This window comes from Sphingomonas sp. 179-I 2A4 NHS (assembly GCF_045369135.1).
Classification (GTDB): domain Bacteria; phylum Pseudomonadota; class Alphaproteobacteria; order Sphingomonadales; family Sphingomonadaceae; genus Sphingomonas.
This window is the reverse complement of sequence record NZ_JBIQFL010000001.1, coordinates 639711-663917: the sequence shown is the minus strand read 5'-3', so window position 1 is coordinate 663917 and position 24207 is coordinate 639711. Positions and strand designations below refer to the sequence as shown.

Annotated in this window: 30 protein-coding genes, 1 other RNA gene and 1 riboswitch; of the genes, 3 read left to right on the top strand and 28 right to left on the bottom strand. The window is 67.1% G+C overall.

The window, feature by feature from the left end:
- Positions 1-9 precede the first annotated feature (9 nt).
- The 27 genes from ACH0CP_RS03055 to ACH0CP_RS02925 form a co-directional block, all read right to left on the bottom strand.
- Positions 10-690, bottom strand: coding sequence for a DJ-1/PfpI family protein (locus ACH0CP_RS03055; protein WP_294442856.1), 681 nt, complete (start codon positions 688-690; stop codon positions 10-12).
- Positions 691-709: 19 nt separating this feature from the next.
- Positions 710-789, bottom strand: a riboswitch (ZMP/ZTP riboswitch).
- A gap of 65 nt (positions 790-854) precedes the next feature.
- Positions 855-1376: a hypothetical protein gene (locus ACH0CP_RS03050; protein WP_294442857.1), complete on the bottom strand. Its 522-nt coding sequence runs from the start codon at positions 1374-1376 to the stop codon at positions 855-857.
- 13 nt (positions 1377-1389) lie between these two features.
- Entirely contained in the window at positions 1390-1923 is a 534-nt protein-coding gene (locus ACH0CP_RS03045) for a demethoxyubiquinone hydroxylase family protein (protein ID WP_294442858.1), read from the bottom strand.
- Entirely contained in the window at positions 1920-2402 is a 483-nt protein-coding gene (locus tag ACH0CP_RS03040; RefSeq protein ID WP_294442859.1) for a disulfide bond formation protein B, read from the bottom strand. Before ACH0CP_RS03040 ends, ACH0CP_RS03045 begins: the two co-directional genes overlap by 4 nt.
- Positions 2399-3748 carry a S41 family peptidase gene (locus ACH0CP_RS03035; protein WP_294442860.1) on the bottom strand — a complete coding sequence of 450 codons (1350 nt, stop codon included), beginning with the start codon at positions 3746-3748 and terminating at the stop codon, positions 2399-2401. Before ACH0CP_RS03035 ends, ACH0CP_RS03040 begins: the two co-directional genes overlap by 4 nt.
- 123 nt (positions 3749-3871) lie before the next feature.
- Complete coding sequence (locus ACH0CP_RS03030) at positions 3872-5002, bottom strand: murein hydrolase activator EnvC family protein (protein ID WP_406875361.1); 1131 nt, start codon at positions 5000-5002, stop codon at positions 3872-3874.
- A gap of 27 nt (positions 5003-5029) precedes the next feature.
- The gene (locus ACH0CP_RS03025; protein ID WP_294442931.1) at positions 5030-5452 is read right to left on the bottom strand and encodes a 23S rRNA (pseudouridine(1915)-N(3))-methyltransferase RlmH; all 423 of its coding nucleotides are present in this window, start codon (positions 5450-5452) and stop codon (positions 5030-5032) included.
- Between the two features lies 1 nt (position 5453).
- Positions 5454-5855: a ribosome silencing factor gene (rsfS, locus tag ACH0CP_RS03020; RefSeq protein WP_406875362.1), complete on the bottom strand. Its 402-nt coding sequence runs from the start codon at positions 5853-5855 to the stop codon at positions 5454-5456.
- A complete protein-coding gene (locus ACH0CP_RS03015) occupies positions 5852-6487 on the bottom strand; it encodes a nicotinate-nucleotide adenylyltransferase (RefSeq protein WP_294442864.1) in 636 nt (211 codons plus the stop codon). Before ACH0CP_RS03015 ends, rsfS begins: the two co-directional genes overlap by 4 nt.
- A gap of 43 nt (positions 6488-6530) precedes the next feature.
- Positions 6531-7904, bottom strand: coding sequence for a glutamate--cysteine ligase (locus ACH0CP_RS03010; RefSeq protein WP_294442865.1), 1374 nt, complete (start codon positions 7902-7904; stop codon positions 6531-6533).
- A gap of 45 nt (positions 7905-7949) precedes the next feature.
- Entirely contained in the window at positions 7950-8816 is an 867-nt protein-coding gene (locus tag ACH0CP_RS03005; RefSeq protein WP_294442867.1) for a hypothetical protein, read from the bottom strand.
- Positions 8800-9558, bottom strand: coding sequence for a 16S rRNA (uracil(1498)-N(3))-methyltransferase (locus tag ACH0CP_RS03000; protein ID WP_294442868.1), 759 nt, complete (start codon positions 9556-9558; stop codon positions 8800-8802). The genes ACH0CP_RS03005 and ACH0CP_RS03000 overlap by 17 nt, the downstream gene beginning before the upstream one ends.
- Positions 9555-9731, bottom strand: coding sequence for a hypothetical protein (locus tag ACH0CP_RS02995; protein WP_294442869.1), 177 nt, complete (start codon positions 9729-9731; stop codon positions 9555-9557). The genes ACH0CP_RS03000 and ACH0CP_RS02995 overlap by 4 nt, the downstream gene beginning before the upstream one ends.
- Entirely contained in the window at positions 9732-10169 is a 438-nt protein-coding gene (locus ACH0CP_RS02990; RefSeq protein ID WP_294442870.1) for a DUF2147 domain-containing protein, read from the bottom strand.
- Positions 10166-10492, bottom strand: coding sequence for a (2Fe-2S) ferredoxin domain-containing protein (locus ACH0CP_RS02985; RefSeq protein ID WP_294442871.1), 327 nt, complete (start codon positions 10490-10492; stop codon positions 10166-10168). The genes ACH0CP_RS02990 and ACH0CP_RS02985 overlap by 4 nt, the downstream gene beginning before the upstream one ends.
- Positions 10489-11025, bottom strand: coding sequence for a J domain-containing protein (locus tag ACH0CP_RS02980; protein ID WP_294442872.1), 537 nt, complete (start codon positions 11023-11025; stop codon positions 10489-10491). Before ACH0CP_RS02980 ends, ACH0CP_RS02985 begins: the two co-directional genes overlap by 4 nt.
- 39 nt (positions 11026-11064) lie before the next feature.
- Positions 11065-11443: RNase P RNA component class A (gene rnpB / locus ACH0CP_RS02975), an RNA gene on the bottom strand.
- A gap of 71 nt (positions 11444-11514) precedes the next feature.
- A complete protein-coding gene (locus ACH0CP_RS02970) occupies positions 11515-12129 on the bottom strand; it encodes a hypothetical protein (RefSeq protein WP_294442873.1) in 615 nt (204 codons plus the stop codon).
- A 72-nt stretch (positions 12130-12201) separates the two neighbouring features.
- Positions 12202-13068, bottom strand: a complete 867-nt coding sequence (locus tag ACH0CP_RS02965) for a sterol desaturase family protein (RefSeq protein WP_294442874.1) — start codon at positions 13066-13068, stop codon at positions 12202-12204.
- Positions 13069-13161: 93 nt separating this feature from the next.
- Positions 13162-13851: an N-acetylmuramoyl-L-alanine amidase gene (locus ACH0CP_RS02960; protein ID WP_294442875.1), complete on the bottom strand. Its 690-nt coding sequence runs from the start codon at positions 13849-13851 to the stop codon at positions 13162-13164.
- 97 nt (positions 13852-13948) lie between these two features.
- A complete protein-coding gene (locus ACH0CP_RS02955; RefSeq protein ID WP_294442876.1) occupies positions 13949-14794 on the bottom strand; it encodes a protein-glutamate O-methyltransferase CheR in 846 nt (281 codons plus the stop codon).
- Positions 14791-15861 (bottom strand): chemotaxis protein CheB, encoded by a 1071-nt coding sequence (locus ACH0CP_RS02950; protein WP_406875363.1) that lies wholly within the window; start codon positions 15859-15861, stop codon positions 14791-14793. The genes ACH0CP_RS02955 and ACH0CP_RS02950 overlap by 4 nt, the downstream gene beginning before the upstream one ends.
- 17 nt (positions 15862-15878) lie before the next feature.
- The gene (locus ACH0CP_RS02945; protein WP_294442878.1) at positions 15879-16244 is read right to left on the bottom strand and encodes a response regulator; all 366 of its coding nucleotides are present in this window, start codon (positions 16242-16244) and stop codon (positions 15879-15881) included.
- Positions 16245-16306: 62 nt separating this feature from the next.
- Positions 16307-16735 carry a chemotaxis protein CheW gene (locus ACH0CP_RS02940; RefSeq protein WP_294442880.1) on the bottom strand — a complete coding sequence of 143 codons (429 nt, stop codon included), beginning with the start codon at positions 16733-16735 and terminating at the stop codon, positions 16307-16309.
- Positions 16732-19017, bottom strand: a complete 2286-nt coding sequence (locus ACH0CP_RS02935; protein ID WP_294442881.1) for a chemotaxis protein CheA — start codon at positions 19015-19017, stop codon at positions 16732-16734. Before ACH0CP_RS02935 ends, ACH0CP_RS02940 begins: the two co-directional genes overlap by 4 nt.
- A gap of 77 nt (positions 19018-19094) precedes the next feature.
- The gene (locus tag ACH0CP_RS02930; RefSeq protein WP_294442882.1) at positions 19095-19739 is read right to left on the bottom strand and encodes a histidine phosphotransferase family protein; all 645 of its coding nucleotides are present in this window, start codon (positions 19737-19739) and stop codon (positions 19095-19097) included.
- A gap of 24 nt (positions 19740-19763) precedes the next feature.
- Entirely contained in the window at positions 19764-20174 is a 411-nt protein-coding gene (locus tag ACH0CP_RS02925) for a Mov34/MPN/PAD-1 family protein (RefSeq protein WP_294442883.1), read from the bottom strand.
- A gap of 12 nt (positions 20175-20186) precedes the next feature.
- Between ACH0CP_RS02925 and ACH0CP_RS02920 the strand changes: the two genes are divergently transcribed.
- The 3 genes from ACH0CP_RS02920 (at position 20187) to ACH0CP_RS02910 (ending at position 22923) form a co-directional block, all read left to right on the top strand.
- Positions 20187-21134: an RluA family pseudouridine synthase gene (locus ACH0CP_RS02920; protein ID WP_294442884.1), complete on the top strand. Its 948-nt coding sequence runs from the start codon at positions 20187-20189 to the stop codon at positions 21132-21134.
- A 61-nt stretch (positions 21135-21195) separates the two neighbouring features.
- Positions 21196-22095 carry an RNA polymerase sigma factor RpoH gene (gene rpoH / locus ACH0CP_RS02915; protein ID WP_294442885.1) on the top strand — a complete coding sequence of 300 codons (900 nt, stop codon included), beginning with the start codon at positions 21196-21198 and terminating at the stop codon, positions 22093-22095.
- A gap of 69 nt (positions 22096-22164) precedes the next feature.
- Positions 22165-22923 (top strand): hypothetical protein, encoded by a 759-nt coding sequence (locus ACH0CP_RS02910; protein ID WP_294442886.1) that lies wholly within the window; start codon positions 22165-22167, stop codon positions 22921-22923.
- Between the two features lie 391 nt (positions 22924-23314).
- On the opposite strand, the gene ACH0CP_RS02905 is transcribed toward ACH0CP_RS02910, so the two are convergent.
- Entirely contained in the window at positions 23315-24205 is an 891-nt protein-coding gene (locus ACH0CP_RS02905; RefSeq protein ID WP_294442887.1) for an ROK family protein, read from the bottom strand.
- Between the last annotated feature and the right edge of the window lie 2 nt (positions 24206-24207).

Below are 24207 nucleotides of genomic sequence, written 5' to 3'. Positions count from 1 at the left end.
AGGCGCGCTTTAGAAGCCGCGCTGTTTCGCCAGATCGCGAAGCTCCTCGTGCCGGCCCGGCGCCAGTTTCTCCATCCGCTGCTCGAAGGCGTTCACCAGCGCCTTCCCTGCCCGCTCCGGCGAGCCCGCATCGAAAGGCGGCGCGGGATCATATTCCAGGCTCAGCTGAACCATCCGGGCGTGATCCTCACCACGAATGAGGCTGGTCAGCGTCAGCCCAAAGTCGATCCCCGCCGTCACACCGCCGCCCGTCACGCGGTTGCGATCCACCACCACACGCTCCGCAACGGGAATGGCGCCAAACGCCGCCAACTGCTCCCGCCACGCCCAGTGGCTTGTGGCGCGGTAACCGCGCAGCAGGCCGGCCGCGCCGAGGATCAGCGATCCGGTGCAGACGCTCGTCACCCACCCAGCGTCCCCGCCGATCCGCGCAACCCAGTCCATCGCCGCATCATCCGCGATCACGCGATTCACACCCACGCCGCCGGGAACGCACAGGATATCGGCCGATGCCACATCGTCGAAGGTGGCGGTGGGAAGGATCGAGAAGCCGGCATCGGTCGGCACCGGATCCAGCGTCTTCCACACCAGATCGAGGCGCGAATTGCCTCCCAGGCGGGCGAGCACCTGCGCCGGGCCGGTCAGATCGAGTTGCGTGACATTGGGAAACAACAGGAATGCGATACGCATCGGGCCTCTCCTTCGGCTGAAGACATGCCCAGGCGCGCGGCGTCGATCGAGCACGCTCCCCCGCGGTGATCCGCGCATGCGCCAGTCACGTGATCGTGGACCGAGGCTAGACCGGAATCCGATCCCCGATCAATCGCCCTCCTGAACGGACGATGCCCCGCGCGTCAGTACTTGCTGAGGTCGACCGTCGCTGCCTTCTTGCGCGCCTGTGCGTCGGCACGCGCGCGCCGGGCCTGTTGCACGAAGCAGCCGGTCTGGCCCCCCGCACCAACCGTCGAGCAGGATCCGACGCCGACGGCGCCGACGTCCTGATTGGCCTTCTCACGGGCAGCCCAGGTTTCGTTCTCCGGCGTCACTTCGAAAGTGCGGACTTCCTGCGGGATGCGGAACTGCTCCTGCGCGCTGCGGCGCTGGCAGACGACGATTTCCTCGCCGTTGTTGTTCGTCGGGCAGCGTTCGTTGCCGTAGAGCACCAGCACGCCATTCACCGGCGCGTTGCGCGAGGTTTCGGTGGAAACCGTCTGGCGGCTGGCGCGCGGGGCACCCGGCAGCGCAACCTTCGCCGGCGGGGGAACGATCACGACGTTCGGTGCCTTCACGGGTGCCGTTTCAGTCTCCGGCGTCTGCGCCGCCGCTGCCGGGGCGGCGATCAGCATGGCGAGAACGATCGATCGTGTCAGTCGCATTCCTTCTACTCCGTCACACCCGCTTGGCGGTGGCGATCGCCACGCGGCAGCCGAGCCGGATCACCGCCGACAGCAGGGGGTAACCGCGGGCATTTTCTGCGCCGCTCGCCAGCGCGATGTCGCGATGCTCCAGCTCCTCGGCCTGAAATTCGAGCACGGCGCCGCTCAATTCGGGATCGTCATTGCCGAGTTCAACGAGTTGATCGGCATAATGTTTGTCGATCTCGGTCTCGACGGCTGCGGTACAGGCCATCGCCGCCTCGGGCCCCATCGCAGCAGTCACCGCGCCGAGCGCGAAGCCGGCGACCTTCCAGATCGGCTGCAGCAGCGTCGGGCGGACGCCGCGCTCCGCAATCATTCGATCGAAGAAGGCGCGGTGCCGCTCCTCCTGCAGTGCCATGCCGGCGATCTCGCGCGCCATCGGCGAGCGGTGGCCCATCACCGCGAGCTGCCCGGCATAGATGCGCGTGGCGCCATACTCGCCCGCCTGGTCGACGCGGATCATGGACTTCGTGTCGCGCCGGCGATCACCCGGTTTCCAGCTCATCTCGCTCTCCCGATCAGCCAGGCGATCACCGCTGCACCGCCAAGGGACAGGATCGCGTTGAAGCCTGCAAGGGAAACGCCGAACAAGGTCCATTGTGCCGCATCGCACCGGATAACCGGCGCTGCGAGGATCCGGCGCAGCATCTCGTCGGTCGAGATCCCGTCGCCACTCACCATGGTGGAGCAGGCGGTGATGCCCTGCCACCAATGATATTCGACGCCGGCATGGAACACCCCGATCAGGCCGGAGATGGCGATCAGCACCGCGGCGACCGCGATCATTGTCACCTTGCTCGATCGCCCGGGCACGATGAACGCGAATGCCGCCGCGACCACGGCACCGTAATGCGGCCAGCGCTGCCAATGGCACATCTCGCACGGCACGAGCCCGCCGATCAGTTGCGATCCCCAGGCACCGGCCAGCAGCAATAATGGGAGGAGAAGGGCGATCAGCCGCGCCCGCGATTGCGCCTCGGTCACTTGGCGGCGACTTCCTTCTTCATCGATGCGGTCACCGCCGCCACCTGCGTCGGCCCACCAATACGCGCGATCGTCTTCAGCGCATACCAGAGCTGGAAGTCCTCGATGCCCTGCTTCTCCAGCGCCTCGGGCGTCGCGGTGAAGCGCGGATCGTCCTTGGTATCCTCTTCGAGAATCTTGTCGTCGGCCTTCACCTCGTTGATCAGGTGACGGCGCAGGTCAGCCTCGCGGAACACCGGGCGGGACTTGTAATCGGGATCGCTGATCTGCGGCACGCGGATATCGGGCTCGATCCCGCCTTCCTGCACCGACCGGCCGGACGGGGTGTAGTACCGCGCGGTCGTCAGGCGGAGCGCAGTGGTCGGCCCGAGTTGCAGCAGCGTCTGCACCGATCCCTTGCCGAAGGTGCGTTCACCCATGACGAGGCCGCGGTGGTGGTCCTGCAGCGCGCCGGCGACGATCTCGGACGCGGACGCCGTGCCCGGATCAGTGAGCACGATCACCGGCAGGCCTTTCGCCAGATCGCCGGGCTTCGCATAATAACGTTCGACATCGTTCTTGCCGCGGCCGCGCTGCGAAACGATCTCCCCGCCTTCGAGGAAGATGTCGGACACCTCGATCGCCTGGGTCAGCAGCCCGCCACCGTTCGAGCGCAGATCGATGACATAGCCGAGCGGGCGGCGCCCGAGTGCTTTCTCGATTGCCATGACGGCAGCGCGGGTGTCGGCGCCGGTCGTCTCGGAGAAGGTGTTGATGTTGATATAGCCGACGTCGCCCTTCACTTCCCACTTCACCGGGCGCTGCACGATCACCTCGCGGGTGAGCGACAGCTCCATCGGCTTGTCTCGGCCAGGGCGGACGATGGTGATGGCAAGCTTCGTGCCCGGCTTGCCGCGCATCTGGCTGACCGCCTCGTCCAGCGTCCCGCCGTAGATCAGCTTGCCGTCGATGTGGGTGATATAGTCCCCGGTCTTGATCCCGGCGCGCCACGCGGGCGAATCCTCCTGCGGCGCGATCACCTTCACCGCGCCATCCTCCATCGAGACGGTGAGGCCCAGACCGCCGTAATTGCCCTCCGTCTGGATGCGCAGATTCTCGTAATCGGATGCGTCAACATAGCTGGAATGCGGATCGAGCGCCGAGAGCATGCCGTCGATGGCGCCCTTGATCAGCTGCTCGTCGGTGACCTTGTCGACGTAATCGGCCTTCACCCGATTGTAGACGTCCATGAAGCGCTCCATCTCGCGATAGGCGCCGGAATCGACCGCGGCCATCGCGCCCGTGCTGAGTGGCACGAGCGCAAGCGTCGCGGCCAAGGCAGTAGCGGAGAGCAACGGATACTTCATGCGTGCACGTCCTCGGGGGATGCGGATCGGCGTGATGTAGCGGTTTTCACGAGGTCGAGCAAAGCAGTAGGCGAGGTGAACCGCAAATGAGTGGGCGGGCAATCGAAACCGTAGAGCGCACGTTCAGCTCATCAGCGCGGCGGCATCCACCGGCCGGCCGCGGCGGCGAAGCTCGACCGTCACTTCCGCGTCTCCGCTCCTCACCGAACGCCCGATCACCTGCCCCGCCTTGACGGATGCGCCGCGCCCGACAGCGGTGCCCCCCAGCCCGGCAAGCAGCGTCGTCCAGCCGGCGCCATGATCGATAATCACGACCGTGCCGAAGCGGCGAAACGGACGCGCGAAGATCACCCGGCCCGCCGCTGGCGCGTTGACCGCAGTATTGCCGGGGACGGCAAAAGTAAGGCCGCGCGCGCGCACGCCATTGTCCGATATCTCGCCGAAGCCCGTCACGAGGCGCCCCGTCACCGGCAGGCGATATGCGGGGGGCGTATTCGATATCGCCGGATCGGACCGCGGGGGGCCGGCGAGCCCCGACAACTCCTCCAGCGTCGCCTGTGTTTCGCCCAGTGCCGCCATGCGATCGACGATGTCGCGCGCCGCTTCCCCCATTGCGATCGCCCGGTCCGACTGCACCAGCGCGTCGCGATCGAGCCGCACCGCCGCATCTGCGTGACGGGTGCGGAGCGCCGCGAGCTTCTGCCGCTCAGCGACGAGCGATCGGCGGCCTTGCGCCAGGCTCTCTTCCGCCAGCGTGGCACTGGCCTGCAATGCACGCGTACGGGCCAGATCAGCCCGCAGGCCCGCGGTTCGTTCCCGTACCGCCGGCAGGGCGCTGCCGAGCACAGCGCGGACGTGGACGAGATCACTGATGGAACCGGGCTGCACGATCGTCGCCGTTGCCGGCCGGCGGGCAAGCGAGGTGATGGCGGCCATCAGCCGTGCGATCGGCTCCTGCCGGGCGCCGAGTTCGGCGCGTTGCCGCGCGAGCAGCGCTTCGACGATGGCGACGCGGGCGCGCGCGGCGTCGATATCCGCCTGCGCCCGCCTGATCCGGGCTGCGACCGCCGCTTCCTCGGTTCGTGCCTTGCGGGCCGCGTCGCGTTCCTCGTCGGCGCGGCGCTGGAGCTCGACAGCGCGTGTCGCGGCGGCGCGCGCATCGGCCTTGGCCGCGGTCAGCCGCTCGCGTTGGATGGCCAGAGGATCAGGCGCAGCGGTGGCACTGGCGAGCGGCACCGCCGCTGCCACAAGCATCGCTGTCGCCCACCGCCCCATCCGGCGTCAGCCTTCGCGATGATAAGGGTGATTGGCAAGGATGGAGGTGGCGCGGAACAATTGTTCCGCCAGCATCGCACGCGCCAGCATGTGCGGCCACGTGGCGCGGCCGAATGACAGCAGGAGATCAGCCCCGGCACGTTCTTCGTCGTCGAAGCCATCGGCGGCCCCGATCATGAAGCGCGCCTCGCGCACGCCGTCGTCGCGCCACCGCTCCAGCACCCGCGCAAACTCGACCGAGGAGAGAAGCTTCCCCGTCTCGTCCAGCATCACCCGCCGGGTGCCCGGCGCCATTTCGGGCACCTTGCCGCCCCGGTCGGGCAATTCGCTCACGCGGGTCGGCCAGTTGATCCGCTTCAGGTAGCGATCGACGAGCTCCGCCTCGGGCGATCGGCCGATCCGCCCGCGCGCGACGATGTGAAGGATCAGGTCAGGCGTTCCCGGGCGATGGCGCAGCCGGCGCGTCGCCGAACGACCACATGCGCTCCAGATTGTAGAAGGAGCGCACCTCGGGACGGAACAGGTGGACGATCACGTCGCCGGCGTCGATCAGCACCCAGTCCGCCGTCGGCAGGCCCTCGATCCGCGGCGACTTGCCGGTCTCGCCCTTGATCTTCTCGGCGAGCTTTTGGGCCATGGAGGCGACCTGACGGGTCGAGCGGCCGCTCGCGATCACCATGTGATCAGCGATCGACGACTTGCCCGCGAGCGGGATCGAGATGGTATCGGCGGCCTGATCATCGTCCAGGCTGTCGAGGACAAGCTTATGCAATGCCGCGACGCTGTCAGCGTCAGGGGATCGATAGGCGTTGGCGGAAGCGGGCAAGTTCACTCCTGGGTGGAAGGTTTGGCTGCAGATATGGGAAGCGTATAGCGTTGATGCCAGGCAGGATCTGCGGCGCGCAGCTGCGTCGCGGATGTCGGGTCAGGGCGGAAACGTAGCAGCACCAGGGCTGGCACACTCCACTCGGTCCAGTTCTTCGCCTGGCTTGCGGGCCTCTGGAAGCGCCGCAGCCAACCCATCGCGGGTGCCGCGCGGGCAATGCCATCATAGCCTGGCCGCGCGATCACTGCAATCGGCACCGTGCGCGCGATCCGCCGCCATGCCCGCCAGCGATCGAATTGCTGCAGGTTGTCAGCCCCCATCACCCAGATGAAACGGTGACGGGGATAGCGGCGCACCAGCGCCGCCAGCGTATCGACGGTGTAGCGGGTGCCGAGCCGCGCCTCGATGTCGGTCGGCCGGATGCGCGCGGCACGGGCCATGCGCCGCGCGGAGGCGAGCCGTGCGGAGAGCGGCGCCATGCCAACGGCAGGCTTCAGCGGATTGCCGGGGGATACCAGCCACCACATCTCGTCCAGCCCAAGCGCCTCGATCGCCGCCAGGCTGATGCCGCGATGACCGGTATGGGCCGGGTTGAACGAGCCTCCGAGGAGGCCGATTCGCCGGGGCCGGCGGCTCACCAACGCCGTTCGCCCGGGGCCCGGGCCCCTTGGCCAGCGACCCTCAGAAGCTCAGCTCCTCATACACCTTCGAGACGTCGCCGCCCCACACGCCGTGGTAGCGATCGAGCAGATCCTGCGCCGGCACCTTGCCGGTGCGGACGATCTCGCGCAGCGGATTGAGGAAGCCCGTCTCGTCGTCACCCGATGCACTCAGCCGCGCGCGCGCCGCAAGGCCGCGCCCCGCGATGTCGAGCACCTCGCCCGCGATATCACGCAGCGTGCCGCGCCCCGGCACCGGCGCGTCGAGGCCCAGCTTCGGCACCAAATCGCGCAATGCCTGGCGCGCTTCCATCGACCAATGCTTCACCAGATCCCACGCCGCGTCGAGCGCGCCCTGATCGTAGAGGAGGCCCACCCACAAGGCCGGCAGCGCGCAGATCCGCCCCCAGGGGCCGCCGTCGGCGCCGCGCATCTCAAGGAAGGTCTTCAGCCGCACTTCCGGGAAGGCGGTCGACAGATGGTCGTTCCAGTCGTCGAGCGTCGGCAGCTCACCGGGCAGGACGGACAGTTCACCCTTCAGGAAATCGCGGAAGCTCAGTCCTGCGGCGTCGATATATTTGCCGTCCCGATAGACGAAGTACATCGGCACATCGAGCATGTACTCGGCGTAGCGCTCGTAGCCGAAGCCCTCCTCGAACACGAAGGGCAGCATGCCCGTGCGCGCCGGATCGGTATCCGACCAGATGTGGCTACGGTAACTGAGATAACCGTTGGGCTTGCCTTCGGTGAACGGCGAATTGGCGAAGAGCGCGGTGGCAAGCGGCTGGAGTGCCAGGCCGACGCGGAACTTCTGCACCATGTCCGCTTCGGTCGCGTAATCGAGGTTCACCTGGATCGTGCAGGTACGCAGCATCATGTCGAGCCCCATCGTGCCGACGCGCGGCATGTGGCGCAGCATGATGGCGTAGCGGCCCTTCGGCATGATCGGCAGCTCGCCGCGGGTCTTGTCCGGCCACATGCCGAGGCCAAGGAAACTGATGCCGAGCTTGTCCCCCGCCGCCTTCACCTGATCGAGGTGGCGGCCGGTTTCAGCGCAGGTCTGATGCAGGTTATCGAGCGGCGCACCGGAAAGCTCAAACTGCCCAGCCGGCTCCAGGCTGACCGATCCGTCCGCACCGGTCAAAGCAATGAGGCTGCCGTTTTCCTCCACCGGCTTCCAGCCATGCTGCTGCAGTTCGGTCAGCAACGCGCGAATGCCACCGGGCTCGTCCCAGCTGGGCGCATGATGATCCGACCGGGCGTAGACGAATTTCTCGTGTTCGGTGCCGATCCGCCAGCGGTCTTTCGGCTTCTCGCCCCGCGCGAAGCTGGCAATCAGCTGATCACGCGACTCGATCACGGGCGAGTTGCTATCCGAAACTGTCTTCGTCGTCATGGCGCGCCCTTAATCGGGGATGAAGGCGGCGGCTAGAGCGCTCGTTTAGCGCTCCATCGCCTTGCGCATGGCGGACCGCTGGACCTGGGCCGATACGCTATCGGGTGCGGCATAAAGTGCGCGCAGGAAGGCGCGGTCGTTGTCGCTCAGGCCGGCGACGCTTGAGCCCTGGTCGAACACCGACAGGATCGAACCCTCCGGCGCGTTTGCCTCAAGCGGCGGGCGGGCCAGCACCACCATCGCAAGATAGTCGCCGATCTGCCTCAGCGAGAGGCCAGCAAGCCGCTCCGCGTCGACGATGACCAGCATGTTGTCCAGCACCGTGCGCGTGCTCTTCTGCAACCGCGAGCCCGAAAGCCTGCCGACGCCGATCGCGCGCCCGGCGCCGTTCGCAAGACCGTTGGCATCCTTCACCGGGCTACCATCGAACGGCAATTCCGCCACCTGGCTGATCCAGCGAACGGGCTGCGTTGTGTCGGCGAAGTGCCTCAACCGCGCGCGCCCCTCCTGCCCCAGCGTTCGTGGATAGCGGGACCGCAGACGAGCGGCGATTTCCTCGGGGTTGCGCGTCACCAGCACGACGGCATTTGGGCGGCATCCTTCTTTCCCGACGGGGTAGCCGATGGCGCGGGCGGTCTCCTCGATCCGTCCGTTCAACACGACCGCATGTTTCGGCGCCAGCCCCACGATCCCGGTGCACAATGGCAGGTCCCATCGCGGCACCTGGTCGCTGCGCGCCGGGTCCGTGAGGTTCTGCACGAACTGGTCAATCACCGTCCGCTCACGCGCGGTAACGACGATGTCCTTGCCGCCGGTCGCGGGCGCGGGGGATTGGGAAGGCGCATCCTGCGCTACCACCGAAATCGGCAGCGTGACGAGCGCCGCGGCAACGAGGCTAAGGTGCACCCTCATCATTCCCCCTCCAGTCACCGGCCACCGCCATCCAGATCGCGATGGCTGCGGCGGCCGCTGTGTCCGCCCGCAGAATACGAGGTCCAAGGGATATGCCAAGTGCCTGGGGAAGCGCCCGGATCGCGGCGCGTTCGCCGTCATCGAAGCCGCCCTCGGGGCCGATCAGGATCGCCGCCGGCCCAGGCTTCATCGCCTCGCGCGCAGGCGCGCCGCCAAGCTCGTCGGCGAAGTACAGCGCGCGATCGGCCGGCCAGTCGCGCAGCAGCGCGGTTAGCTTCACCGGCTCCGCTACCTGCGGCAGCGCGGTTCGCCCGCATTGCTCGGCCGCCTCGATCATGTGCGCGCGCAGCCGATCGACCTTCGGCTTGTCGACCACGGTGCGATGCGTCAGCACCGGCACCAGACGCGCGACGCCCAGCTCGCACGCCTTTTCCGCCATCCAGTCGACCCGGCCCTTCTTCAGCGGTGCGGCAAGCAGCCACAGGTCGGGCACCGCCTCACGCTCGGCAAGCTTCTGCGTGATGTCGAGCGTCAGGTCGCGCTTGCCGGCAGCGGCGACGATGGCCAGCCATTCTCCCGTGCGATCATCGAACAGCCGCACCGGATCGCCCGGCTTCACCCGCATCACGCCAGCGAGATAATGCGCCGCAGGTCCATCGATGCGCAGCGGCCCGACATCGAGCCGCTGATCGACGAACAGCCGCGGTGTCGAGCGCGGTGGCCAGGCAGGCGTGGCGATCATTGACCTCTGGTCCGCGCCCGGCCGCGGGCGATCGCCCAGCGCGCGATCAGGAACAGCACCAACCCAATCAGGGCGACGCCAAGCACCACCCCGGTGATCGCCCCGGCGACCCGCAGGATGGCGTAGAACAGCGCCTCCACGAAGCGCCCGATCGCAACCGACAAATGGATCATTCAGCGCACGCGGCGCCACGTCTGCGATTTGCAGCCGAAATTGGCGAACAGACAGCCCGTGCCGACGATCGTGTCGCGATCGACCTGCTCGATCGTCCCGTCAAAGGTCTTGTCGATATCGGGCACATAGACCTGACCGTACCACAAGCCGTCATCCTCGCGGCGGAAATCGTGGAACAGCTGCGTGCCGATCAGCCGATCGGTGCCGCCGGCGGCGGCATCCGCCTTTGCCTTCTCGCTTGCCTGGACGACCGTGCCGCACAGCCCCTGTCCGCATCTCGCGACGCGGATGCGCACGCTGTCGGCATTGTTGCGCCAGATGCCTTCCCAGCCCTGCGCTCGCTGCGCTGCGGCGGGGGACGCGAGCATGACCGCGCCGGCCCCGACACCCGCCAGCACGAGGGCGGCAGCGGCGGCGCGCATTGATGCGATCGTCATGATGCTCCTCCATCCCCGGGTGAGTCCGGGCCTTCCCGGAAGCTGCGGGCAAGCTCCGCCACGTCCGCCCCTTCCGGCACCACCAGCCATTCACCGGGGCGCCGACTATCCACCACGGTCACGGCAGCTTTAGGGCAGATGCCAAGGCACCTCGTCTCGACCACGCCGATGTCCGCCTTGCGCCCCTTGCCGAAACCCGGCTCCCCGCGCAGTGCCTTTGCGAGGCGGGTATGCCCCTTGGGCCCGAAACCGCCATCGATCTTCTTCGAACATTTGCCGCACACCAGGATGGCGCCGGTCCAGTGCGAACGCGCACGCTTCACGCCGGCTTCCAGCTCCGTCGCTCCTCGGCGGCGCGCAGCACTTCATAGGCCGCCTGGATACCCTGGAAGCGCTTCGCCGCCTCGGCATCGCCTGGGCGGACATCGGGATGGTTCGATTTCGCCAGCCGCCGCCACGCGGTGCGCACGTCCTCGAACGTCGCGTCGCTCTCCAGTTCCAGCACCTCGAGCGCGCGCATCTCGTCACGCGATCGCGATCCGTCGCCCGGGCCGGCCCAGCCATGGTGACGCGACTGTTCGTAGCCCGATGCATCGCGCCGCTCGTCGCGCTCGCGTGCCGCCGCTTCCTCGGCATCCAGCCCTTCGAAGTAATTCCAGCCGCGGTTGTATTCCGCCGCATGGGCCTGGCAGAAATACCAGCGCTCCGGGCTGTTGGGCGATTTCGGCGCGGGGCAATCGCCGGGTTCCTCGCAGCCATGGCGGTCGCACAGCCGAACCTTCGTCGCCTCGCGCGCCGCACCATAAGGTCGCCAGCGGGGAAATCCCCAATCGTTCGAACGGGTAGAGCGGGCCATTGCCCACCATCTAGCGACTGATCGGCCGCGGTTAAAGGTGACACCAGAGGGCCTGTAAGCCGGGTTCTGTCCACCCGTTGCCGGGATGGGCGACCATTCATCTAGGCGAACCGTTGCCGGCACGCTCAAGCAACCAACCCGGGCGACGGGCGGGAACACGCCCCTATGCCGCCCCTATTCGGTTTTGCTCCCGGTGGGGTTTGCCATGCCGCTGCCGTTACCGGAAGCGCGGTGCGCTTTTACCGCACCCTTTCACCCTTGCCTGGCCGAAGCCTTCATCCGAAGATTGGGCGGTCTGCTCTCTGTGGCACTTTCCCTGAGGTCACCCCCGGCGGGCGTTACCCGCCACCGTTGTTCCATGGAGCCCGGACTTTCCTCGGCATGCGAGAACGCATGACGCGGCCGCCCGGCCCTCTGATGTATGGCGGGCTGTAGCGGGGGCGCGGGCAAATGCAATTGCCGCCTGTTTGTGCGAGCCGGAAGCGCCCCTCATCGCTCAGGCTTGCGCCGGAAGTAGAGACTGTAACGACTGCCTCGCTCGGCGGCGCCGAAGTGCCCCGCATAAGGCTCGAGGCCGAAGGGGGCGAGAGCCTCGTGGAACGACCCGCCCTGAAGCGCAAGCGCCGCTGCATTCTCCTGTTCCTGTCCAAGCCCAGGCGCGAAACCCCCGGTCACCTCGCACAAGGTAGCGGCGCAGCTGACCCGCACCTGCTCGTTCCCGCCCAGGTTCGGGATGGCGGCGAGCGCCGCACCGATCGCCCGTTCCGATCGCGTTGCCCATTCCCTGTCCCGCGGCTGGCTGCGGATCTTGGTGTAGAGCGTGCGTGGATCGATCCCCGGCGGCGGCAAGGCCGCTTCCATCGCCGGACCCCGCGGGACAAGTTCGTTCAGCGCCGGCGCGGCGCCGTTCGGCTGCGCCGCCAGGACAGAGCCGTCTCGCATCGGCGCAACACCGGTGGCGGCAGCGCCGGGCTTAACTCGAACGACCTTGATCGTGCTCGCATTGTCGCCAATCGGCGCATCTTGCCGCGACGATGAAAGAATAGCGGCCCCGATCATCAGGATCGCCACCCCGCCAGCCAAGACGAGCCAAGTCGCGCGCATCGGAGCAAGCTGCCCTAACACTCCCGAGATTTCCAGAAACTCTTGATGGCAGCGAGCAAGGAACGATCGTGATCAGCGTGATTCTGGCGCCTTTGAAACGGCGAAGCCGTTCAGGGAAACGCTATCGATCGCGTTCTCCTTTGGCGCGAGAGCGATCCCCTGCGCTTTGGCGAATGGCATCGCGAGAAACTCTGCCACGGTTTCAGGAAACCTTTCTCCTTGGACGCCGACATCCGGCCATTCGCCACGTTTCGGCCAATGCACGGTTCCGAACATCGCGTCCCAGAAGCTGAAGCAGATGCCGAAATTACGGTCGAAATGACGTTCTTCCACCGAATGGTGGATGCGGTGAAAGCGGTTGTCCACCACGATGCGGCGGAACGGGCCAAAGTGAATGCGCACCGGGGAATGGATATGGACCGACAGAAAGCTCACCACGAAGCCGATGACTAGGGGAACCTCTGCTCCCGGAAACTGGAAGAGGCTCAAGGGCAATGAGACGAAGAGGAAATCCGGGATCACCTGAAGTGGGTGCCCGATCGAATTGGCGGCGTGGAGTTCGGTCGGCGAGTGATGAACCTTGTGGATGCTCCAGAACCAGCGATGCTCCGCGCGATGCCGCCAGTAGCGCAGGAAATCCATCAACAGCACGAAACATGCGACCGCAATGCCGTAGCCGACCACCCCTAAGGGCTCGAGCGCTGGCCACAGCGGAACAACAATGTGGCCAAGGTCCAGCGCGAACCACAATTTCTGCAATGGCCAGCTGATCACGGGAGCTAAGGCGGACCCGATTAGGACAAGCATGGCGCCCGTTGCGCGATCACGAAGTCGGAGCCGCTCAGTGCCCGCCACGATCTCGATCACGACACAGGCGGCAAGCAGGACAACGGCGCCGAACAGCGCCCCGACAACGTCCGACCATAAGATGTTCAACATTCAGGCTCTTCCCCGTCGATCGGGGGGTATGCCAGTGCAACGGTTAAGCGGAATTAAACCCCGGTGGCCGCATCGAGCGCGCCAGGCGTCCAGTCACTCATCCCCCTGCGGCTTGGGCAGCAGCAGCGCGAGCAGGATCATGCGGCACTCGGCGTCGATCTCGCCATCGACCAGCTCAGGGCGGAAGCGGCGCTGGAAGGCGATGATCGCGGCGATCTTGTCGGTCACGTCATAACCGAAGCGTTCCAGCGCCAGCAGGAAACCCGCCTCGCTCCACATCGGGTCCATCAGGTTCTTGGTCGGCCGCGGCAGGGCAAGGCGCAGCCGGGCGAGTTTGCCCCAGGGAAACAGCTCACCCGGATCGCGCTTGCGGGCTGGTGCGATGTCGGAATGGCCGACGATGTTACCGCGCGTGATCTGGTACCGGTCCTTGATGTCGTGGACCAGGCGGATCACCGCCTCGATCTGCTCGTCCGGGAACGGCCGATACCCGAACTCGTGGCCGGGATTGACGATCTCGATCCCGATCGACGCGGAATTCACGTCATCCACGTCGCGCCAGTGTGATTGGCCGGCATGCCAGGCGCGCTTGTCCTCGGGCACCAGGCGAAGCACGGTGCCATCCTCCGCAACCACATAGTGCGATGAAACCTTTGCCCCCGGATCGCGCAGACGGGCGATGGCGGATTCGCCGTCGACCATGCCGGTATAGTGCAGCACGATCATCGTGATCGGCAGCGTCCGGTCATCGAAATTGGGCGACGGTGCCTCGATCAGCGTCATTGATGGTCCTCGGCGCGAGCGATGCGATAGGTCACGGGAACCGTCCTATCGCGCCCTTGCCGCCTCGGCCAGCATGACGAGGCCCGGAGCGCGCCGGTCAGTGCGCGGCATACGCCGGCGGAACGTCCCCGGGCCCGGCCACCTCATAGAAGCCGCGCAGCCGCTTGCTCGGCACGAACCGGTTCGATTGACCGATCACCGTTTCGCCGGCCCCCAGCATGAGGATGCCGTGGGGGCGCAGGCAGGCAGCGAATGTATCAAGCACCTTCGCACGCAGGTCTGGCGCCAGATAGAAAAGGACGTTGCGACACAGCACCGCATCAAACTGCCCCGGCGCGGGATCGGCAACCAGGTTTTGCCGCCGAAAGGTGATACGCCGCAGCAAGTCGTTGCGCGCCACCCAGTCGTTGCCGTCCTGCTCGAACCATTGGAGCATCTGCCGTACCGGCAGGCCGCGCTGGATCTCGAACTGGGAAAAGCGCCCAGTCCGCGCCCGGCCGATCGCGGCGGCTGAAACGTCAGTGGCGACGATCTCCGGCAACGGCCCGCCGCGTTCGGCGAATGCCATGGCGAGCGACAAAGGCTCCTGCCCCGTGGCGCAGCCCGCGCACCAGATGCGCGGGTTTGAACGATCAAGCGAAGCGATCGCCTCCGCCGCACCTGCGATCGCCTGGGCGTCGCGAAAGAAGGAAGTCTCCTGGTTGAGGAGAGCGTCGACCACCCGATCCGCAAGTTCCGGGCTGCTGCCGTCGAGCACCAGCCGGACAAGATCGTCAATCGTTGTCGCCCCGCGCTCCGCGGCGATCGGCCGCAGCGCGGTGTCGATCCGCCACGTTCGGTTCGCCGCGATGCGCTGCCCGGTGCGCGCCTCGAGCAGCGCGGCGAGCACGTTCACCGCGCCCGGACTGGCGTCGTTTGCGCCCAGCGTCTGGGGCGCGGTCATGCGTCCGGACGCCCGGCGGCGGCGGCGATGAGGCTGCCGATCTGCCCGGGTGGCATGATGGCATCGGCAAGGCCTGCGGCAGCCACGGCGCCCGGCATGCCCCAGACCACCGAACTCGTCTCGTCCTGCACCACCACTCGTCCCCCCGCGGCGCGCACCCTGCCCGCGCCTTCAAGCCCGTCCCGGCCCATCCCGCTCAGCACCACCGCCAACAAACGGGGGCCGAAACATTCGGCGAAGGACGAGAACATCGGATCGACGGAGGGCATGTTGCCGTTCGCTACCGGCTCACGCGACAGCCGGATCGCGGCGCGCCCGCGCGGCAAGCGAACAGCGACAACATGCGCGTCTCCCGGCGCCACTACGATCGTGCCGTCACGAAGCGCCATCCGATCGCGCGCCACCTCGCAGGGCCGGCCGGTCGCGGCCGAAAGCTGGCCCACGAAGAACGGGACGAACGCCGGGGGCAGATGCTGCGTCACCACGATCGGGGCGCGGAACGAGGCCGGAACCGCCTGAAACAGATGCATGAGCGCATGAATGCCGCCGGTAGAAGCCCCGATGGCAACGAGATCGATGTCGCGCTCCGGCAGGCTCGCCGGCGTGACGGCGCGAGGTGCCACAACGCTCCGCTCGCCCAGCCGGATCAGTTTCTCGACCAGATTGCGTGCGAACTGACTGGAAGACATGCTGCCGCCAGGTTTCACCAGCGTATCGGCGGCGCCGAGCGCCAGCGCCTGCACGGTGGCGGCCGCGCCGTCACCCGCCGCCGAAGACACGACCAGCACGCGGGCTCCCTGTCCCGTGGCAATCAGGGCAGGAAGCCCAGTCAGCCCGTCGACGCCCGGCATCTCAAGGTCGAGCAGGATGACGTCGACACGTTTGCGGGCCAGGACGTCGAGCGCACGGCCCACGTCCGGCACTGCCCCCACCACTATGCTGCCGCCGGCCTCCGTCGCGATGCGGGTCAGCACCGCGCGCGCTACCGTCGAATCGTCGACGATCAGCAGCCGCTGCGGCGCGTGATCCGCCGGTGCGAACACGCTTGCGGGCGGAGGGGCAGCCACTGAGGCCAACTGCGGTGTCAGGCGACGCCGACGATCTGGAGCTTGCTTTCCAGCGTCTCGCGGTCAAACGGCTTCATGACATATTCATCGGCACCCGCTTCGATCGCGGCGCGGATATGAGCCATGCCGTTCTCGGTGGTGCAGAACACCACCTTGGGGCGCGAGCCGAGCGGCGTTTCGCGAAGCGCGCGAAGGAAATCCATGCCGCTCATCACCGGCATGTTCCAATCGAGCAGGATCACATCGGGCGGGCTGGCGATGCAGCTCTCCAGTGCCTCGCGCCCATCGGCTGCCTCGGCGACGGTGAAGTCGAGCCCCTCCAGAATGTGCCGGGCCACCTTTCGGATCACCTTCGAGTCGTCCACGACCAGACACGACTTCATGACGCTAACCCCGCAACTATCTGTATGGCGATCGTTTCTACCCACGAAGGGTAAGGACGGCGTTAATCTGCCGCGGCGAGCGTGCCGACCAATCGGACGAGATCGATCACGAGCAGCGGTTCGCCATCGCGCTCCGCCGCCCCGATGGTCACCGCGGCCCAGCGCCGGCCGAGCGCCAGGCCCCCGGGAAGCGGCTCGACCTCCAGCGGCGCGACGTCCTCCAGCGAATCGACCAGCACCGCATGGTGATGCCCGTCGACGATGGTCAGGATCGCGCGTTCCGCATCATCCGGGCCGGGCGGCAGGCCAAGGACCTGCCAGGTATCGATCACGGTAACGACACGGCTGCGGAGGGCTGCAAGCCCGCGCACGGCCGGGTGCGCACGCGGCGCCGGCACGATCGACGTCACGTCCACCACGGAATCCACCGCTTCGCACGGTACGGCAATGGCGCGGCCGCCGACGTGGGCCAGCAAGTGGAGCGTGCTCATCGGCCCGACCCTGCCTTGCTCGCCACGCTTAACGCTCCGGCGATCAGTTCGAGATCGATCCGCGGCCGCCCGGTGGCGGCATCACGCGCCAGCTGGATCACATTGGCGTCGGCAAGTGCATCCTCGTCGGTGGAAAAGGTGATCGCCGCGGTTTCGCCGGGCTCCAGCGAATGCGCGACGCGATAGCCTGCGGCCTCGATCGTGGGCCGGAGGAACGCCTCCATCCAGCCAGTCTCCGCGCCCTTGAGAAGGCAGATCGGCGGCGCTCCGCTGTTCGTCGCGGCATTTGCCATCAGCCGTAGCGGTTCCACCACTTCGACCGGCTCACCGTCGATCACGGCGACGCCGATCACTGCCCGCGCGCCGTGGGCGGGCAGCAATTCCCCCGTGAGCGTCGCGATATCAATCGCGCAACGGACCAGATATCCCCACTGCTCGCCGCCGTGGCTGAGCAGCAGCATCGACAATTTGTCGTTGCCCGCCGGCGGCGCCTCGCCCCGCAACAGCGGCACCATGCCTTCCCGGCCCAGCACCCAGCGCCGCCCACCCGCCTCTCGCAGCGCTTCCCGCTCCACCGTTTCGATATGATCAATCGCGGAAAGCGCAACCGCGCGACGCGCCCCATCCAGCCCCTCGAACAGCAAGGCGGCGGTTCCTTCCGGCGCCGCCTCTTCGGCCTCCGGTTCGACGTCGACCACCCGCTCGAAGGACACGCCAGCGGCAGCGGCCACGCCGGCGCAGTCGATCAGCAATAGCGGCCGGCCGGTATCCGGCAGCATCTGCCCGGCATAGATGCCGGCCGCCATCACCGCCGGCGCCACCGGCTTCACCACCAGTTCCTGTGTATCGGTCACCGCGTCCACCGCCAGCGCGAACATCCCGCCCGGCAAAGTCACGATCATCAGCATCGGCGCCGCGCGATCGCCCTGCCCCAGCACATCACCCAGGACCACCAGCGGCAGTCGCCGCCCGCGCACCGTGGCCAGGGCGCTATCGCCTACGCGGTCGATCCGCACCGCCGATGAACTCGCTGCGACGATCTCCTCGACCGCTTGCCGCGGCACGGCGTAGCAATGGCCGCCCACCTCGATCAGCACGACCGACACGATCGCCAGCGTCAGCGGCACCTCGATCGTGGTGGTGAGGCCCCGGCCGCGGCGATTATCGAGCCGGATCGATCCGCCGGTCTGCTCGACGTTGGTGCGTACCACGTCCATGCCAACGCCCCGGCCGGACAATGCGGTCACTTCCTCGCGCGTCGTCAGGCCGGGCTCGAAGATGAGGTCCAGCCGCGCGCGTTCAGTCAGCGCGTTGAACTCCGCCGCGCGCGCCGGTTCCTGCGCGATCCGTCTTTCCACCAGCCGGGCTGTATCGATGCCCTTTCCGTCGTCCGCGATCTCGACGAAGATACGGTTGCCGGACTGGCGCGCGACGATCGACAAACGGCCCGTTTCGGACTTTCCCGCGCGCCGTCGCTCCTCAGGCGATTCGATCCCGTGGTCGAGCGCGTTGCGGACGATATGGACCAGCGGATCGCGCAGCAGCTCGATCATCTCGCGATCGAGCTCGACGTCCGAACCATCGATCGACAGGACCACCTTCTTGCCCAGCGAGGCTGCGGTGTCACGCACCAGCCGCGGGACGGCACTGAACAGCGAATCGATCGCCTGCATCCGCGTGCGCGTCACCGTGTCGCGAAGCTCGGCCACCGTCAGCGAGAGGCGGTCGATCGCCGATTCCAGCGTGGGGTCCGCCGCTTCGCGCAGCCGCCGCGCCAGCTCGTTGCGCGCCAGCACCATTTCGGACACGCCGTTCATCATCCGGTCGAGCAGATCCACCGACAGGCGGATGCTGCGCGTCGGCGCGCGCGGAGCGCCGGAGATTGGGGCGGCTGACGGGGCAGAGGCCGGTGCAGCCTGACCATGAAGGGCGGCAAGCAGCAGATCCTCGGTCGAATCGTCCAGCGCCGCGCCGGCATCGATCGCCTCGACGATCTCGCCGATACGGTCGACGATCGCCAATACCGCGTTCACCAGCTGCGGATCGGGCACCCGCTCGCCCGAGCGGAAGCTTTGCAGCACGTCCTCGGCGGCGTGGCTCAATCGCGCAAGGCGCGGCAGATCGAGGAACCCGCAACTCCCCTTCACGGTGTGGACGAAGCGGAAGATCGCATCCAGCCGCGCGCGATCCGCTGGATCGCTCTCCCAGGCGACGATCTCGCCCGACAGTGCGGCCAGCGTTTCGCGTGTTTCCGCGATGAATTCCTGCAGCAGATCGTCCATCGCCGACGATCTGTGCAGCAAAGCAGTAAAAAGGATGTTTACCGCACTCGATGCGATCGATGCGCAATCACCGCATCTTACTGCGCGCGCATCGCCGCCCCGAACAGCAGCACATTGTCCGCCGGCGCGCTCACCAGCACCTTGCCGTCCGCCCCCGCCACCATCTCGTGTACCAGGAAGGCTGCGGCGGCGCGCGGCGTCACCGCGTCGCTGGCGAGGCCATCAACCAGGGTCGCACGCAGTTCGTCGTCCAGCGCAATCCGCGGCCCTTCGGCCTTCAGCACGATTTCGATCGCGCCGTCGTTCATCTCGCCGCCGATATCCAGCGTACCGCCTCGCACCAGCGAATCGCCCGCGATCATCGCCATGTTCAGCAGCACCTTGATCGCCGTCTTGGGCAGCAGCGGTTCTTCGACCATCCAGTTGATCGTCAATCGCTTGTTCTCGCCGAACAGACCCTCGATCGCGGCCTGGGCCTCGCGCGAATCCACTGATTCGCCAAAGCCGCCGGCCGCGCCGAATGCCAGCCGGAAGAACTTGAGCTTCGCCGCGGACGTCCGCGCGCTCTCCGCCAGCAGTTCCATGCAGCGCTCGCGCATCGCCGGATCGGTCTCGTCGGCGAGCAGTTCGAGGCCGTTGTTCAGCGCACCGATCGGAGAGAGGAGATCGTGGCAGAGGCGGGAGCAGAGCAGGCTGGCGAAATCAACGGGATCGATGGTCATGGCCGTTCCATGACGCAGCCGACTCTAGGGTGCAATGGCGAGGGTGAGCGGATCGAAGCGCCCGTGCACCGCTCCGTCGCTGACCGCGCGCCAGGCGGTGATTTCGCCCCCTGCCGTGATCAACCAGACCGCGCGATCCGGCGCCGCTGCCGCCGCATCCGCCAGCGAGGGCGCGGCAATGCCTGACGGGTGCGAGTGGTAATGGCCCAGCACCTTGGGACCGCCCTGCCGTGCCGCGCGCAGCGCCGCGAACAGGGCGGCAGGATCAAGTTCGAACCGGACGGCGGGCGTGGCATCGACGTTGCGGCATGGCCGCGCCTCCTCGATCCGGTCGCCGTATCCGAGCAGCAAGCCGCATATTTCGTCGCTCGACCGGTCAGCTTCGGAAACGATCCGTTCCAGCAACGACCTTGAAATCCGCACCGTCGTACCCATCTAGTACACCTAATGGACCGGGGGGTTTCCATCATTCAAGCGACGATCGCACCGGCTGCCGATGGATGGCGGCTCGATCGTGCGTTGGCCGACGCAGTGCCGACCCTGTCGCGCGAGCGGCTGAAGGTGCTGATCAATGCCGGCCAGGTCCAGCGCGACGGCCTTTTGGTGCGCGATCCGTCGAAGCGCGCGAGCGCCGGCGACATCTTCGCGATCGCGGTGCCCGCCCCCGCCCCTGCCCATAATGAGGCGCAGGACATTCCCCTGGTGGTGGCCTTCGAGGACGAACACCTGATCGTGATCGACAAGCCCGCGGGGCTCGTCGTCCACCCCGCCGCCGGCAACCTCGACGGCACGCTCGTCAACGCGCTGCTGCATCATTGCGGCGGATCGCTCTCCGGCATCGGCGGGGTCGCGCGCCCCGGCATCGTCCACCGTATCGACAAGGATACGTCCGGCCTGATGGTCGCCGCGAAGACCGATCGGGCGCACGAGGGCCTCGCCAAGCAGTTCGCCGCGCACACCATCGACCGCCGCTACAAGGCGATCGTCAACGGCCGGCCGATGCCGCCGGAAGGCAAGGTCGATGCGCCGCTCGCCCGCTCGCCGCAGAACCGGAAGAAGGTTGCGATCGTCGCCAACGGCAAGCGCGCCGTCACGCATTTCCGCACGCTGGAGCGGCTGCGCGACGCCGCGCTCGTCGAATGCCGGCTTGAAACCGGCCGGACGCACCAGGTGCGCGTGCACATGGCATCGATCGGTCATGCCTTGCTGGGTGACCCGGTCTATGGTAGAACAAAACAAGCTCACAAGCGTGTGCTCGATGAACTCTCGTTCCGCCGCCAGGCGCTGCACGCCGCGCGGCTCGGGTTCGTCCACCCGATCACAAGCACCGCTTTGTCGTTCGAAAGCGCGATGCCTGCAGACATGCAGGAACTGTTCAGTCAACTCTACGTATAGGGTGAAAGCGCCACGCTGCTATGCGAGACGGCGCTTCTCCGGAAAGGGAGATTAGGTAATCATGGCAAGCGGCAACGTCCCTGCGACGATCCCCGCACTCGGCGGCGAGCAGAGCCTCAACCGCTATCTCGCCGAGATCAAGAAGTTTCCCATCCTGGCGCCCGAGCAGGAATATATGCTCGCCAAGCGTTTCCAGGAGCATGGCGATCCTGAGGCGGCAGCCCAGCTCGTCACCAGCCACCTGCGTCTCGTCGCGAAGATCGCGATGGGCTATCGCGGCTATGGGCTGCCCGTGTCCGAGCTGATCAGCGAGGGCAATATCGGCCTGATGCAGGGCGTGAAGAAGTTCGAGCCCGATCGCGGCTTCCGCCTCGCGACCTATGCGATGTGGTGGATTCGCGCGTCGATCCAGGAATTCATCCTGCGCTCGTGGAGCCTGGTGAAGATGGGCACCACCGCCGCGCAGAAGAAGCTGTTCTTCAACCTGCGCCGGATGAAGGCCCGCCTCGACGCGTTCGAGGACGGCGATCTGAAGCCGGAGGACCTGACCAAGATCGCGACCGACCTCGGCGTCAGCGAGGCGGACGTGGTCAGCATGAACCGCCGCATGGCGATGGGCGGCGACACCTCGCTCAACGTCTCGATGCGCGAGGATGGCGAAGGCCAGTGGCAGGATTGGTTGCAGGATGATTCGCCGCTGCAGGATCAGGTGGTGGCCGAAGCGCAGGAGGCGGACGTCCGGCACGACATGCTCGTGACCGCGATGGACAACCTCAACGACCGTGAGAAGCATATCCTGACCGAGCGCCGCCTGACCGACGATCCCAAGACGCTCGAGGAACTGAGCCAGGTCTATGGCGTCAGCCGTGAACGCGTCCGCCAGATCGAGGTGCGCGCGTTCGAGAAGCTGCAGAAGGCGATGATGAAGATCGCGGGCGAGAAGCGCTTGCTGACCGCCTGATCGGCACATCCGAAGCTTGCCAGCCCCGCCCCTCCCCGCCATCGTGGCGACGGAAGGGCGGGGCTTCGCATGTGGCAGGATATCAAGCGTCTCTACGCGGACAGCCTGGCTTTCGCGCTGGCGCTGCCGATCCTCTTTTCCATCCCCGTTCTCATCGAATTTGCCCAGCATGTCGTGGAGATCGACACCGGCATGTATCGCCTCGGCGTCGAGGCCGCTTGGGGAGACCAGCGCCGCCTGACGCTGGGCTTCGCCAAGGTGCTGGCGATGATCCTGCCGGGCTATTGGTTCGTGCGCTACATCGCGTGGAACCGCGACGCGGATCGCGCCAAGCGGATCGAGCGGCCGGCGGCGACGCTGTTCGGCATCATCTTCGCGTTGCAGGCGCTCGCCCAATGGTACGGCCTGTTCGGCCCGCCGATCGCCGTGTTGCTGGGGCTGGAGGGGCGGCTGGCGCAATATGCCACGCTGACCGCCGGCATTCTGGTGAGCGTGATCGGCGTGTATCTCACCGCCTGGTTCGTCGCCTGGCCGCTCGGCAACGCCCGGATCGGTCCCCTGCGGTCGATCGCGATCATGGCCGGCAGCTTCTGGCGCTCGGTGGCCTATCTCATCGCCGGATCGGTGCCGCTGATGGCGATCCACTATGCGCTCGGCTACGGCGCGCTCGGCCGGCCCGAGTGGCTGGTGTGGCTGATGATGACGAGCGACGCGCTGGTGGTCGGCTTCCTGGCGCTGACCGGCGCCGGCGCCGCCTATCTAGCCGCGAGATACGCCGCCCGCCGGAGCGACATTCCGCTTGAGCCAGAAGCGCCGGCGCGGCGGTAGGAGCATCCGGGCGGGTGCCTCACCCTCCTCGCCACACATGGGCGTCCTCCATAGGGGCAGTTAAGCGAAGCGGGTCGGATCGGCCGGCTCGCGACCTATCGGTCATTGGCCCTGTGGCGGCATATGCCAAGCCGCGTCCCTCGCCCGCTTGCACCACTTCAACGCCCCATACGCGCGACGATATGTCGGCGAAAGGTGCTCTAGGGGCGGGCACATCATCGATCGTTGGTTCTTCGTCGCGATGTTGGCGAGATTTGCCGGCTTTGCGATCGACTCCGCGGGCTTGCGCCAGCGTTTGGTGAACGAAGGAGCGCCAACCGGATGATCCGCCCCGTAAACGATGATCCGCCTGGCCGCGCTGCCCGGGCGTTACACCCTCTTCCGCCCGCCCTCACCCGCGAAGCGCCAGTTCCCCCAGCACGATCGCGCCCAGCGGCCCGGCATTGTTTCCCAGCGCTGGCGGCACGACGAAGGTGTCGACATCGTCCACCTCGGCAATGGCAATATAGCCGCCGATCGACTGGTGGAGCGCGGCGCGGATGCGCGGGAACAGGAACTGGCTGCCCACCATCACACCGCCGCCCATCACGATCCGCCGCGGCACGCCGGTCATAACCACCGCGTGCAGCATCTGCGCCAGCGCGTGGACGACGCCGTCCCAGCCGGGATGATCGGCGGGCAGCTCCTGCCCCTTGATCCCGGTGCGCGCCGCGATCGCCGGCCCCGCGGCCAGCCCTTCGACACAGGCGCCGTGGAACGGGCACACGCCGGTCCAGTCGTCCCCCGCCATCCGCTGCGGCCGGATATGGCCAAGCTCGCTATGCGTCAGCCCGTCGACCGGCTGGCCATGCGCCACCAGCCCGACGCCGATACCGGTACCCACCGTTACATAGGCGAGGTCCGCCAGCCCCTGCGCCGCGCCCCAGCGGGCCTCGCCCAGCGCCGCGCCCACCACGTCGGTATGGAAGCCGGTCGGCACGTCGTATCGGCTGGCAAAGCGCCGCGCGATGTCCGTCCCCGCCCAGCCGGGCTTCGGGGTGGAAGTGATGCGCCCGTAATCGGCGGAGCTGCGGTCGATCGAGATCGGGCCAAAGCTCGCGATGCCCAGCGCGGCGAACCCGCGCCACCCGTCGATCACCGCCTCCAGCGCCGCCAGCGTCTCGTCCGGCTTGGTCGTCGGGAGTTCCACCCGCTCATGGATGGCATCCGGCCCGCTCGCCAGGATCGCGATGCATTTCGTGCCGCCCAGTTCGATCCCGGCGATCAGCGGTGCCTCGGCCATGC